12 protein-coding genes are annotated in these 12,480 nt (G+C 53.7%); 7 read left to right on the forward strand and 5 right to left on the reverse strand.

Annotation, left to right across the window (positions count from 1 at the left end):
- Positions 1-581: 581 nt before the first annotated feature.
- From FF011L_RS13590 to FF011L_RS13600, 3 genes are all read right to left on the reverse strand, one after another.
- Positions 582-1,403 (reverse strand): ZIP family metal transporter, encoded by an 822-nt coding sequence (locus tag FF011L_RS13590; protein ID WP_145352166.1) that lies wholly within the window; start codon positions 1,401-1,403, stop codon positions 582-584.
- Positions 1,404-1,424: 21 nt separating this feature from the next.
- A complete protein-coding gene (locus FF011L_RS13595; protein WP_145352167.1) occupies positions 1,425-1,688 on the reverse strand; it encodes a hypothetical protein in 264 nt (87 codons plus the stop codon).
- Positions 1,689-1,807: 119 nt separating this feature from the next.
- Positions 1,808-2,404, reverse strand: a complete 597-nt coding sequence (locus tag FF011L_RS13600) for a hypothetical protein (RefSeq protein WP_145352168.1) — start codon at positions 2,402-2,404, stop codon at positions 1,808-1,810.
- 752 nt (positions 2,405-3,156) lie between these two features.
- Here FF011L_RS13600 and FF011L_RS13605 point away from each other — a divergent pair.
- The 5 genes from FF011L_RS13605 to FF011L_RS13625 all read left to right on the forward strand — a co-directional run bounded on the left by FF011L_RS13605 (position 3,157) and on the right by FF011L_RS13625 (position 6,501).
- Complete coding sequence (locus FF011L_RS13605) at positions 3,157-3,351, forward strand: YjzC family protein (protein WP_145352169.1); 195 nt, start codon at positions 3,157-3,159, stop codon at positions 3,349-3,351.
- A 143-nt stretch (positions 3,352-3,494) separates the two neighbouring features.
- Positions 3,495-3,863: a carboxymuconolactone decarboxylase family protein gene (locus tag FF011L_RS13610; RefSeq protein WP_145352170.1), complete on the forward strand. Its 369-nt coding sequence runs from the start codon at positions 3,495-3,497 to the stop codon at positions 3,861-3,863.
- Between the two features lie 77 nt (positions 3,864-3,940).
- On the forward strand, positions 3,941-4,681 hold the full coding sequence (locus FF011L_RS13615) for a rhomboid family intramembrane serine protease (protein WP_145352171.1): 741 nt from the start codon (positions 3,941-3,943) through the stop codon (positions 4,679-4,681).
- A gap of 11 nt (positions 4,682-4,692) precedes the next feature.
- Complete coding sequence (locus tag FF011L_RS13620; RefSeq protein ID WP_145352172.1) at positions 4,693-5,526, forward strand: SDH family Clp fold serine proteinase; 834 nt, start codon at positions 4,693-4,695, stop codon at positions 5,524-5,526.
- A gap of 12 nt (positions 5,527-5,538) precedes the next feature.
- The gene (locus FF011L_RS13625; protein WP_145352173.1) at positions 5,539-6,501 is read left to right on the forward strand and encodes a magnesium transporter CorA family protein; all 963 of its coding nucleotides are present in this window, start codon (positions 5,539-5,541) and stop codon (positions 6,499-6,501) included.
- Positions 6,502-6,748: 247 nt separating this feature from the next.
- On the opposite strand, the gene FF011L_RS13630 is transcribed toward FF011L_RS13625, so the two are convergent.
- Together FF011L_RS13630 and FF011L_RS13635 are read right to left on the reverse strand one after the other, a co-directional pair.
- On the reverse strand, positions 6,749-7,420 hold the full coding sequence (locus FF011L_RS13630) for a response regulator transcription factor (protein ID WP_145352174.1): 672 nt from the start codon (positions 7,418-7,420) through the stop codon (positions 6,749-6,751).
- A 77-nt stretch (positions 7,421-7,497) separates the two neighbouring features.
- Positions 7,498-11,160, reverse strand: a complete 3,663-nt coding sequence (locus FF011L_RS13635) for a PAS domain-containing sensor histidine kinase (RefSeq protein ID WP_145352175.1) — start codon at positions 11,158-11,160, stop codon at positions 7,498-7,500.
- A gap of 429 nt (positions 11,161-11,589) precedes the next feature.
- Between FF011L_RS13635 and FF011L_RS13640 the strand changes: the two genes are divergently transcribed.
- Positions 11,590-12,012, forward strand: a complete 423-nt coding sequence (locus tag FF011L_RS13640; protein ID WP_145352176.1) for a response regulator — start codon at positions 11,590-11,592, stop codon at positions 12,010-12,012.
- 34 nt (positions 12,013-12,046) lie between these two features.
- Positions 12,047-12,427 carry a response regulator gene (locus tag FF011L_RS13645; RefSeq protein WP_145352177.1) on the forward strand — a complete coding sequence of 127 codons (381 nt, stop codon included), beginning with the start codon at positions 12,047-12,049 and terminating at the stop codon, positions 12,425-12,427.
- The last annotated feature ends 53 nt before the right edge of the window (positions 12,428-12,480 follow it).

Below are 12,480 nucleotides of genomic sequence, written 5' to 3' on the forward strand. Positions count from 1 at the left end.
AAGTTTGCTAAGTACAGCGAACCAAACGTCCCCAAACACCGCGGTCATCATTCAACGCAAACTAGTGAATAATTCAGACAGCTTTGCATTTTAGAACTAGGGCTGGAGAGATACGGTCGTAGCGCGAAAAACACCTAAAGGGCAGGGGGAACTTCCACCAAAGGGTAGCCACAGTCTATTCGGGTCCTCATCCCAAACGGATCGACCGTCGATCACCTATTATTGTTCGTCCGGGATGGATCACATCCGCCCCTGAACCATCGCCTGGCTCGCCATAAATTGGCGAGACATGCAGGATTTGTGCATAAAGTCTTGTGGGGGCCGACAGGTTGCGTGTCCTTCTTCTCCGTAGCAAATGACGTGGGAGTTGATGGCGACATCCAATGCCTCCAGATCGGCACTTCCAGCTAGGCATGAGCGCAAACTAGCGGAATCCCTCGCACGGACCGGCGTTCTACCAGTTGAAGCTGCAATCTAAGAACGAGGATCCAGGGGGTGCAAACCGCATGCCGATTCTTGAGCGTCAGCGACGACTTCACCTGACGGCTTTCAACACCGGGAAGCGGCTAAACCGTGCTCGTTTAACCCAACGCCACGTCCAGGACCATCATGATCGTGAATCCGATCATTAGACTAATCGTTGCCAAGTCAACGTTTCCGGCACGATGTGATTCTGGAATCAGTTCCTCGACCACCACGAAGATCATCGCCCCGGCGGCGAAGCTTAATGCATACGGCAGGATCGCTACCGCGTAAGTGACCGTAGCGGCTCCGATGACCGCTGCGATTGGTTCAACCACCGCCGAGAGTTGACCGTACCAAAACGCCTTTCGGCGTGACATGCCTTCCATCCGAAGCGGCATGGCGACGGCCGTCCCCTCGGGAAAATTCTGCAGGCCAATTCCTAGTGTCAATGCAAGCGCCCCCGCGATTCCCGCTGAGGCTTGCCCCGCGATCACACCACCGAACGCAACGCCAACGGCAAGCCCTTCTGGAATATTGTGCAGGGTGATTGCCATGACCAACAAGGTACTTCGACGCCAACGCGTTTTGGGGCCTTCCGATTCGGCGATCGAAAACCCGAGGTGCAAGTGCGGCAACAACTTGTCGCAAGCTAACAATACGGCTCCCCCGAGCAGAAATCCTACCGCGGCAGGCAACCACGACATCCCACCACGATTTTTAGAAATTTCAATCGCTGGGGCGAGTAGCGACCAATAGCTGGCAGCAATCATCACGCCACCAGACAATCCCAGCATTGCATCGATCAGCTTCTGATTGACGGCCTTTGCGAAAAAGACAAGCCCTGCGCCCGCCGCAGTGATGGCCCAAGTGAATAGGCCAGCCAGACCTGCCTGCGCGACGGGAGACAGCTGAAGAAAGTATTCGGTCAAACTTAACATGGATTAATCGTTATTCGCGAATCAAACCGCATCGCGAATCCGCTTGAAGCCATCCCGTATTTCGCTGGCGACCAATTTCAGCGAGTCCAAGACATCGTCTGCCGATGTTTGGACCGCGTTCTTTAGTGGCTCATACTCATGTTCGAGTTCATCGACCTTGTCGCCAAGTTTGCTCAATTCCTCTCGAGCTTCCATTGACGCAAGGTGTGCTTGCAGCTTGAGCGCGTCACGTTCGTGTTTTAGTCCACGAATTAACTCGGCCACAATCTTGTCTTGTCCGCTCATCTAAGATCCAGCTTGTTCTGGTGATACATCGAGGTCGTCTTAACAACTGGCGACATCTTACAACATTTTGCAAATTGCGAAATTGCAAAAGCCATGCCAGAGAATTCGCAAACCCCTTTTTACGGAGATCCCTTCAAGTCGTGGAACTGTTTCCGTAGCTCTTGCAGGTTTTCAGTGTAGCCTTCCGCGTCCCCAAATTCGCAGAACAAACACGTACGACTGTGGCACCCCTTGGTTCGTCGCGAATGCTTGATCGGGCACCAGTATTGCTCCGTCCTTGAAGCGATCTCGCGTGCGAATGCCAACACGCCGTTGCAATAACCGCAATAAACACAGTTCAATTTCTCGATCGCGTTCAGATAATCCAACGACCGTCTGTCGATGACTACGTATTCTTCCCTCCGAACGGTGGGAACCCGATAAACCGGAAAGCAAATCCATTGATACAGACTGACGAATAGGTCCAGCATCGAAATCGGAAGCAGGAGCGAATAGATCACCGGGGCGGTCAGAATTGTCAAAAACGATGACTCACGTAGCGTCCGCCATGCCCGCTTGGCCATCGCCCTGTGACGCCGACGCACACCTTCGCCAAAAACTGCCCGCCCGCGGACAATCTCATATGTTAGCTCCCTCTTCGTTTGCTGAACTTTGTCCGCAACAACTTTCTCAAGATCGTGAATCTCCTGGAGAAGTTGATCGAGTTGCATGGGCATCGCATCAGCCGAATTACGTGGAGAGGAAAAATCATTAGGGTTACACCTAGCCAATGCGAATTCGGGTCCGTTTGGTGCGCTCCCTGCGTTATTGAATGGATCCAGCGTTTAACGATCGATTCTTAACAAGCAGCTTTTCGGTTGAATTGCAGTAAAGCGGTACGAGCGTGTCAGCTCGGATAGCCCAGGGCGAATGCCATCTATTTTCTTAGCGGAACGATGCAAGCCGTCCGGCAATCGCAAAGAAAACACAATGATTTTGCCGGTCGGCTTGCGTCGATCCGCTAAGAAATCCGCCCGCAGGTGCCACAGTCGATGGCCCAAGGCTAAGCCATCCCTGTTGTGAATTCGGACAGTAAGGCTTGTTTGAGTAAGCGATACAAATTCGCTTGGTATTAGGTGGCCGAGAGTCTGCTGCATTCCCGTAGTGTTTTTGGGTCGCGAACCATGCTGAGGCTCGCTTCTTCGATAAAGTCGGAAACGTCGTTTTAACGCCCCGAATAATTTTCCTGCGTCTGTGTTGCCATAACGACATCCCACGCGACTTACCGAGCGTTTGGGTCGCAAGGGTGCGCAATCCCTTGGGGAAATGATCGTTGGCGTATCAGCACCACCGCCTGTCGCGACGACACTGCTTAATCGGTTGGGTCAACGGTGGCAAAGACATTCGCTGAGCGGTTTGGCATACGCATTGCGATGTCGCCCATCATCTTCTTTCATAACAACCAACTTGAATCGGTATGGAGAATTCAATGTCCGGCAAAGTCAATGAGTTGAAACCAGGCGAGAAAGCCCCCGCATCAGGGCAATATCAAGAAATTGGGCCTCTCGGCCAAGAAGGACACGAAGTAACGGTCGTCAAAGGCGAACCGCTGCCCCCAACCACCACCGCTGGATCGACCTACACGATCGTCGATCGAACGAAAAACAAAAGTGGATTGGGCTAACCGACGTCCAGCGTTAACTGACGAGTAGGAATCCGCGAGGTCACATTCTGACCGTGTACCCAATTGCACGCACCGTCACACCGCAACAGGAGCTGTCACTTCTGTAATGCACGCTTCGCATACTTTGATAAGAACCATTGACCATGACGACATCACTCCCCACTGAAATGACCTACCCTAAGCAACTCGAAAAACTCAGCAGCAGCATGGCCGATTTGGCCAAAGCTCAGCCAGCAACCATGCATGGATTTTCGATGCTGCATGCCGCAAGTGCAGCCTCGGGAGCATTGGACAGCAAAACAAAGGAGCTCATTGCATTGGCAATCTCGGTCACGGATCGGTGTGATGGTTGCATTGCCTACCATACGCATGCAGTCCTCCAAGCGGGTGCGTCTCGCGATGAGGTGATGGAAACGCTTGGCGTTGCCATCATGATGGGGGGCGGGCCGAGTGTTATCTACGCGACTCATGTGGTCGAAGCGATGGACCAATTTGAAAACACGAAAGATTAAGTGCGGGCCGAAAACCTCCGCGATCGTGGTGATGGCGATTAAGTGGCGTCCAGAGCGTAGGCCAACGGATTCGATTCATGTTCCCCTTAAAAACAAGTGTCTTTACCAGCCACGTTCCCGTCGTCACCTGGTTGATTATTGCTTCCAATGCACTGATCTTCTTTATGGAAGCGGGACTTCCTGAGGAAAGTCTGGAGCGGATCAGCTATCTATTCGGAGTGGTTCCAGCGCGCTTCACCGATCCGGACTGGGCCCAGGAAGTCGGATTCCCGATGAATGGCTACTGGCCGTTTTTGACCAGCATGTTCCTGCATGGCGGGCTGCTACATATCGTCGGCAACATGTGGACGTTGGCCATTTTCGGCCGCAATGTGGAAGACCGCCTTGGCTCCGTCAACTTCATCATTTTCTATTTGGCTTGCGGGATTTTGTCTGGAATTATCCATGCGTTGGTGAATCCCCATTCCACGCTCCCGGCGATCGGTGCGTCAGGAGCGATCGCTGGAGTCATGGGGGCCTATCTGATGATGTACCCCACATCACGAGTCATCGTCATGATTCCGATCTTTATCTTTCCCTTCTTCTTTGATCTGCTGGCAGTCTTCTATTTGGGATACTGGTTCCTGCTGAATTTTGTCAGTGGTCTTGCCACGCTCAACATGACATCCGACGTCGGTGGCATTGCGTTCTGGGCGCACGTTGGCGGCTTTCTGGCCGGAGCAATACTACTGCCTCCGTTCTTGTTGCTGCACCCCAAACGCTCGCCCTGCTATCCCGACGAAGGCTGTGTCGAGGACGTCTGGGGACACCGCCCTTAAAGGAAACGTAAATGGACGCAAGCAAATTGATTTGGCTTTTCATCATGGTCGTCATGATGCAGCCGGTGATCTCACGGCGGCTGGTTGACGCGTCGCGAAAACGGCTGTTGGCGAAGATCGAAAACAAACGCAAATCGCGTGTCATCTTGCTGGCTCATCGTCAAGAAACAATGGCGATTCTCGGGTTTCCGTTGGTCAAATTCATCGACATCAACGACAGCGAAGAAATTCTACGTGCCATTCACATGACCGATCCTGACGTGCCAGTCGATTTAGTTCTGCACACGCCAGGGGGGCTCGTCCTGGCGTCATTGCAGATCGCTCGGGCGATTCACAAACACCCCGGAAAGGTGACGGTTTTCGTGCCACATTACGCAATGTCCGGGGGAACGTTGATCGCGTTAGCAGCCGACCAAATTGTGCTCAGCCCCCACGCGGTACTCGGTCCAGTTGATCCGCAGGTGGGCAACTTTCCGGCTGCCTCACTGGTCAAGATCGTGAAAGAGAAGCCGATAGAAAGGACCGATGACGAAACCCTTATCCTGGCCGATCAAGCCGAAAAAGCGATCAAACAAATTCGTGCGAGCGTTCTCGAATTGTTATCCGACAAGTGTTCGCCGGAACATGCTGAGGAACTGGCCACAATGTTGACGGAAGGTCGTTGGACGCATGACTACGCGATCACATTCGAGGACGCCAAAGAGTTTGGACTATGCGTGAGCGATCAGATACCGGAAGACTTTATGAAACTAATGACGTTGTATCCGCAACCGATCAAGCAACAGGCGACCGTCGAATACCTGCCGATTCGACGTCATTCACCCGCATCCAAGGAATCCGCTTAGCGGAACCAGACGATGAAACAATACATCTATCGCCTTAACCAGGAGCGTTGCCTTCAAGCTTGTTCGTTAGAAGAGGTGCTTGCGACGGGTGCAGACCAACAGCCATGCTGGATCGACCTGCAGCGGACGGATTCTGATTCGCTTGCAAACGTCCTTTTGAAGCTAGGGCTGCATCCCTTGGCGATTGAAGCCTGCCTCGATCCGACCCCCGCATCGAGACTCGTGGCCTACGGCACCTCCCTCTTTATCGGTTTGCCGACACAAGTGAGTTGGGACGCGGAGGATCGTACGTTTCTATGGATCGTTTGCGTGCAAAACAAGATCATTACGGTTCACGAGAACGGGATTCATGCGTTGGAAACCGTCATGCAGCAGTACACGCAAGGAATGCGATTTCATCGCTACTGTACCTCTGCCATTCTGTATCAAATCATCGACCATCTCATCGACGAGGATATGGCGTTCACGCTCCGGACTCGCGACACGATTAACCAGTTCGATGAATTGTTTGATGAAGAAGAAACGGATGCCCTGATCAACCAGGTCCTTCCACTTAAGCGACAGTTTACTCGCCTTGCCGCCACGTTTGAGGACCAGCTGTACTGTGTCGGAGCTCTTCAGACGATCGAGTCCGAATCATTCAGCATCGAGGGACTGCAAGACTATTTCCGTGACGCGGTTTCGCATCTAGAACACGCGGGGCGATCCGTCGCAAGGCAACTTGGCCACTTGAACGCGATCCAGCAGGACTACCACCTGAGACTGCAGAATCGAACCAATGACCGTCTGCGATTGTTGACAATCGTATCAACGATTTTCATTCCGTTAACGTTGATTACAGGCATCTACGGAATGAACTTTCACAACATGCCTGTCATCGAGTCGCAATTCGGCTATTTAGGCGTGCTCGCCGTGATGGTGGCGTTGGCAACAGCCATGTTGTGGGGCTTCTATCGCAATGGTTGGTTTAAGTAGCGACAAACCTCCCGTGGCGCCCCTCGCCAGACGGTGGTTCATTCGGAAATCGTATGCGTGACGTGTTGCCGGTCTGTCCACGCACTGGCGTAGCGACAGAAATTTTTCCATCGGCCTTACGGATATTGGCTCAGGCGTACCGTCGTGTCGGCTTGCACATTGACCTTGGCTTCGTCCTGGACGTCGAATACCGACTCTCCGTGGTCAAAATCGCACCAGGCGGTATGACCAGCGAATTATCAGACTCTCAACCATTCTCCAGCATCCACTGCGTCGCTTCGCGTTGCAATTCGTTGGCGGTTTTGACGTTTAGTTTTTGCTTGATTTTTTCGCGGTGGGTGTCGATCGTGTGTGGGCTGAGGTGCAATCGGCGGGCGATGGCGCCGGTGCTCAAACCCTCGCCGATCAACTGGAACACCTCCAGTTCGCGGTTACTTAGCGTTTCGACGGGAGCGGTTCTAGTGGGATCGGCGGCGCCGATGGCTTGGCCGACCAAGCGATTGGTCATTTCCTGACTAATGTAACGTTCACCATCCAGAACGGCGCGAATGGCCTCGAAAATCTGCTGCCCGGTTTCTTGTTTGTTCAAGTAGCCCATCGCCCCAGCCCGCAGTGCCCGTTCGGCGTACAACGATTCTTTGTAGGTCGACAGCACGAGCATTTTCACCCCAGGGAAGCGGGACTTGATGTCCTTGATCAAGTCGATGCCGTGTCCTTTTTTTAAGGCGATGTCAATGATGGCGAGATCCGGACTGGTCGATTTGATAGTAGCCAGTGCGTCGCTGACGTCTTCGGCCTGCCCGCAGACTTCCAGCCCCGGCTTCTCTGAGATCTGCATCGCCAACCCTGCTCGCATCATCGGATGATCGTCAACGATGAGTATTTTGGCCGCCCGCAACAATGGAGATTGCTTTGTCATTGTTTTCTGTTGTTTAACGGCAAGCCGAAGGCGATTGCGTTAGCGGTGCGCCGTCGCGTCGCCGTTTCGCGGGTTGACTATTGACTGATCGTACAGACCACCTCCGTGCCGCCACCAGTTGCCTGACCGATGTGCAGGGTCGCTCCGATCAGGTCGGCGCGGTACGCCATGATACGCAGGCCCATGCCGGGGCCATGCGAACTTTTCTCTTCGATCCCGTCTCCGTTGTCAAGTACCTTCAGTGTGATCAGATCATCAAGTTCTGAAAGACTGACTTCGATACGGTCGGCGCGGCTATGTTTGAGGGCGTTGTTCACCGCTTCTTGGGCGACACGGTACAGATGGGTTGAACAAAAGTTGTCGGGAACGTCCACGGCACGATCATTGATAAATTTGCATTCAACGTCTTGTACATCGCCTACACTGCGTACCAATTCGGCAAGCGACGACATTAATCCTTGAGCATCCAATTCGACCGGAACCAGACCGCGTGCGAGATGGTTGACCTCTCGAGCTGCCTGGTCCAAGCCAGTATGCAATTTTGCTGCCCTTCGATGAAGTTCGCGAACACGTTCCAGCATCCCCACCGCTTCGTCCACATGCACAAGTTGCTCCAGAGACTCAGCGACGTTTTGGGCGACCAGGCCAAGGCCGGTCAATTGCTGTTGCGTGCTATCGTGCAGTTCCTGACCGATACGGCGTTGTTCCTCAGCGGCGATTTCTAGAATTTCCCGCTCTAGCATTCGTCGTTCCGTGACGTCCAGCCCCGTGGTAAGCAGACCGGTCACCTCGCCTTTGCCGCCCGTCAGTGTGGTGTCATACCATTCGATCTCGCGTTCATGGCCGTCTTTGGTCAGAATGGCTGACACGTTTCCATGCGTCCGTTCGCCCGCGATGCCGCGTCTAAAAAGGCTGCGGGTTTTCTCGCGGCTGTGTTCAGGCAGAAAGGTGTCAAACCAGTCGCGTCCTTGAACTTCGTCCAGTTGCCAGCCAGTCAGTTCTTCCATGTATGGGTTGAACCGCACGATCCGCCCACCGGTGTCCAGCACCAGCACGATGTTTCGAGCCATGTTGGTCAGGCTCTCGCTGAACTCATGCTCACGCCGCAGCGATTCTTCGGCCTGTTTGCGGTCGGTAATATCTCGGATGATGCCAGTGAACAGGCTAAGGTTTTCGACCTCACTCACAGCCAGATCCACGGGAAACGTCGAACCATCCTTACGCTGCCCAGCGACTTCGCGGCCAACACCGATGATGTGCGTTTCACCGGTTTCACGGTAGCGGGAAAGGTAGCCGTCGTGCTCCCTGCGGTACGGTTGCGGCATCAATATTTTGACGTTCTGCCCGATCAATTCGTCCTGCGTGTATCCGAACATTCGTTCGGTCGCCGAGTTAATGCTCTTGATGATGCCTTGACGATCGATGGTGACAATGGAATCGACGGCGGCGTTCAGGATTGCCCGCAACCTTTCTTCGCGATCGCGCAGTTTTTGCTCAGCTTGCTTCCGTTCGGTGATGTCGTGTTCGGTTGTCATAATGATTGGAGGCTTGCCGGCAACCTGAACCCTTTTTGCAGTTACCTCGACCGGGAAGACGGAACCATTTTTTCGCACATGGTTCGTTTCGACCGACAGCGTCTTCCCTGACATGATGATTTGTGTTCTTTCCCTGCATAAACCTTTGCCCTCCTCATCATCAAGTTCCACAACCGGCTTTCCGATCATTTCACTGCGACTGTAACCATGTGCGTCGCAAGCTGCTTCGTTGATATCAATAATCACAGGGATTCCGCTGTCCGTCGGCCGAAGTAACATGCAATAACCACCGGCCTGCTCAAACAACGCCCTAAACATCCTCTCACTCTCGCGCAGCGATACTTCGGCTTCTTTGCGTGTGCTGATGTCGCGAGCAATTGCCGAGGATCCAATAACTCGGCCAGTGTGTTCCTTGATCGGAGAGACCGTCAGCGAGACGTCGATGTGCCGCCCATCGCGGCACACACGGACCGTTTCAAAAGTCTCGACCCGTTGGCCTCGTCTAATTCGTTCGAGGATCGTTCTGATTTCGTCGTGGCGATCCGCTGGCACGATCATCGTGATCGACTGGCCAACGGCCTCTTCCCGTGAATATCCGTAGATCTGCTCGGCCGCGTCGTTCCAACTTTGAATTCTTCCGTCAAGTTCCTGCCCGATAATCGCGTCGTGGGACGATTCAACAATCGCCGCCAGCCGAGTGAGTTCGCGTTCAGCCCGCCTTAGTTTGGTGATATCCGTAATCAAACAGAAGAAACCTTGTACGCATCGTTGTGCGTCAAGATTAGGAACGTAGGTGACTTGGATCGCGTGGTGGTCATCGTCCCAGTCGAATTCGCTATCGAATGTTACTTCTTCGCCCCCCAGGACTGTTTCGATGTACGGTCTTGTGAGCTCGAACTGTTCAGTGCCTAGAAGCTCGACGACCGTCTTGCCAACGATCTCGTCGGCCGGTAGACGAAACGCGTTTTCGTAGCCTCGATTGACGTACTGATAGCGGAGATCGCGGTCGATGTACGAGAACAGTCCGGGCACGCTTCCGGCCAGCGTGCGAAGTTCCCGCTCCCGCCTCTTCAATTCGTCTTCCGACGCCTTTCGGTCCGTGACATCATAGTTTACACCAATCATCCGTAGCGGCTTGTTGTCCTTGTCACGGATTACGTCCCCTTTGCCTTCAATCCAGTACGTGACACCATCAGGCCGGATGATGCGAAACTCCGTGTCGTATCGGATTCCGCTTTCCAAGACTTCGTCCACGACGCGTTTCAGTTCCAACCTATCACGTGGGTCTACAAGGTTGAAAAAAGTTTCAAGAGTGACCGTTGAGGTTGGGGCGATCCCGAACAGTTCGAATTGGGTCGCGTCCCAGGTAAGCCGATCGCCTTCGACGTCCCACTGCCAGGTTCCCATGCGAGCGGCAGTCTGGGCCAGCCTGAGTTCGGTCGTGCGTTCCATGACGCGCAGTTCAAGTTCCGAATTGACCGTCCGAAGTTCGGCCAATTCCTCGTCGGCCCGCTGCAGTTCCTCGGTCACTGCTGTTGGGTAAGACTTGATCCATCGGGCCAGCGCGAGTTGTTCGGAAAACAGTTGTTGCACGTCGTCTTCGAATCGGATGTCAGGGTGTGTCTCCGTCCAGAAGTGCGTCGTGCGAATGAACTCCAGAAGCGCCATTAGTTGGTCGTAGCGAATCGTTCCAAGCACACGGCGAAGTTCTGCCTGGCAACGTGCGACGTTACCGCGGCGCCGAAACACCGGGACGCAGCAGACGCGGAAGGCGGTTTCAAGTTCTCCCCCAGGTTCCGGCCACGTATCCAAAGGCTCCCGGATTTCGGCCAGCACGGCAAAAGAGTCGTCGATTTGTTCAGCCGTCGGAGCGGGTCGCTGAATCAGGTGCAACATTTCGTCCACCGAGACCGGTTCACACGCCGGATCCCCCGCAACGTAACCGCTTCCAAGCAAAAACGCGCCGTGCCGAGCCACGCAGTAGGGAATGCTGCAGAACCTTGACAGGTATGTGAAGAGTTTTTCCTTAAACAGTGAGGGGAGCGGGTTATCGAGGTATCCGACCTCAGCCTGCCGCCAAAGACTCTCCATGATGTCCGGGGATTGTTCGGCTAACAGAAAGAATGACGGGCAAACGCCCATCCGTTCGCGAATCTCGACTTTGAGGCGTTGGACGGTCGTCTGGTTCGTGGACTGTTCATTCATCTCGGAGAATTACCTCAAAACGGGGACATGGTATCCCCGGACTCTACGAGGAAAAATCTGCCGGCCTTTCGACACATGGTTTGGTTTTGCGCCGAGTGAAAACCGGATCCACCATGCCACCATGGTGGATTCCGCCATGCCCGAACCATACGCCTCTCTATAGTCAAGGTTGCCACAATAGCAACAATGTGGGTCGTTTTGAACAAGACACGAAACGCTTGGTTAAGCGTTTCGGCGATCCACAACTTCATGTTACCCAAGACCGAGGGAGCGAAGGCAATACGAATCCGGGTGAAGCCGAAATAATCGGCTTATGTTTCAGCAGCCCGGTTGCTCATAGCAACCAGGCCGCCAGTCACTATCGTAAGGAGTAGGTGCGATGTCGGTTTCGAGTAGGGATATCCAATTCAGATTTGCGAGGCGAGCACGATGAGCAAACGACTACTATTTGCCGAGAGTGACTCGACACTGGCCGAAATTTACAGCCGGTACTATTCAAATCATGGATACGAGGTCGATACGGCGCAAGACGTTATGGAATGTCTGGAAAAACTTCACAAGACCGACGTGTTAATCCTTGAGCTCGGGCTGCCACGGTTCGGCGAGTATGGCGCAGATGACGTCTTGTCACACATCCGGACGCATTCACAGATTTCGGACATTCCGGTCGTGCTAGTCACCAGCGAGAATTCACGCGAGTGGCTTTCGAGGCTCGCGGTGCCTCCGGTTGTCGAATGTTTGCAGAAGCCATTTCGATTAGCGGCGTTGCTTGACGTGGTGCGGGTCGCTAGTCGATCCCAATTTTATCCGGCGTGTTCACGTGTCGGATTTTCGGCCGCAACCGTGGGCTAGCGTCCAATGACTGATTGATTTATCGGAGGTAAACATGACGATTCGCTTATTGATCGCGGAAGATCATGACATGGTCCGCGAGGGATTGCGGATCACGTTTGAGGAAACGGATATCGACGTGGTCGGGGAAGCAACAACCGGCAGCGGAGCGGTTCGCCTAGCAAAACACGAAGAAGCGAATGTGTTGCTGCTGGACATTCAGATGCCCAGCGGCGACGGTTTTTACGTTTTGCAACAAGTCAAATTGGTAAATCCGAAACTGGCGGTATTGTTCTATTCGCAGCATGAAAGGCCGGACTACATGGATCGCGCCCATGCGCTCGGTGCGAGTGGATACCTGACCAAACGCGCCCGTGCGGAGGAACTGATAGACGCTGTACGAAGAGCGGGAAGGGGGGAGGATCTCTGGGGATAAGAACCGAGGAATTGTGAATTATGAAACAAACAGCTAACGACAAATGGAGAAGC

The organism is Roseimaritima multifibrata (assembly GCF_007741495.1).
GTDB classification, from domain to species: Bacteria; Planctomycetota; Planctomycetia; order Pirellulales; family Pirellulaceae; genus Roseimaritima; species Roseimaritima multifibrata.

What these genes read in the sequence shown, in the direction of transcription:
- FF011L_RS13590 (WP_145352166.1), bottom strand. Translation starts at nt 1,403, where the DNA reads ATGTTAAGTTTGACCGAATACTTTCTTCAGCTGTCTCCCGTCGCGCAG.
- FF011L_RS13595 (WP_145352167.1), bottom strand. Translation starts at nt 1,688, where the DNA reads ATGAGCGGACAAGACAAGATTGTGGCCGAGTTAATTCGTGGACTAAAA.
- FF011L_RS13600 (WP_145352168.1), bottom strand. Translation starts at nt 2,404, where the DNA reads ATGCCCATGCAACTCGATCAACTTCTCCAGGAGATTCACGATCTTGAG.
- FF011L_RS13605 (WP_145352169.1), top strand. Translation starts at nt 3,157, where the DNA reads ATGTCCGGCAAAGTCAATGAGTTGAAACCAGGCGAGAAAGCCCCCGCA.
- FF011L_RS13610 (WP_145352170.1), top strand. Translation starts at nt 3,495, where the DNA reads ATGACGACATCACTCCCCACTGAAATGACCTACCCTAAGCAACTCGAA.
- FF011L_RS13615 (WP_145352171.1), top strand. Translation starts at nt 3,941, where the DNA reads ATGTTCCCCTTAAAAACAAGTGTCTTTACCAGCCACGTTCCCGTCGTC.
- FF011L_RS13620 (WP_145352172.1), top strand. Translation starts at nt 4,693, where the DNA reads ATGGACGCAAGCAAATTGATTTGGCTTTTCATCATGGTCGTCATGATG.
- FF011L_RS13625 (WP_145352173.1), top strand. Translation starts at nt 5,539, where the DNA reads ATGAAACAATACATCTATCGCCTTAACCAGGAGCGTTGCCTTCAAGCT.
- FF011L_RS13630 (WP_145352174.1), bottom strand. Translation starts at nt 7,420, where the DNA reads ATGACAAAGCAATCTCCATTGTTGCGGGCGGCCAAAATACTCATCGTT.
- FF011L_RS13635 (WP_145352175.1), bottom strand. Translation starts at nt 11,160, where the DNA reads ATGAATGAACAGTCCACGAACCAGACGACCGTCCAACGCCTCAAAGTC.
- FF011L_RS13640 (WP_145352176.1), top strand. Translation starts at nt 11,590, where the DNA reads ATGAGCAAACGACTACTATTTGCCGAGAGTGACTCGACACTGGCCGAA.
- FF011L_RS13645 (WP_145352177.1), top strand. Translation starts at nt 12,047, where the DNA reads ATGACGATTCGCTTATTGATCGCGGAAGATCATGACATGGTCCGCGAG.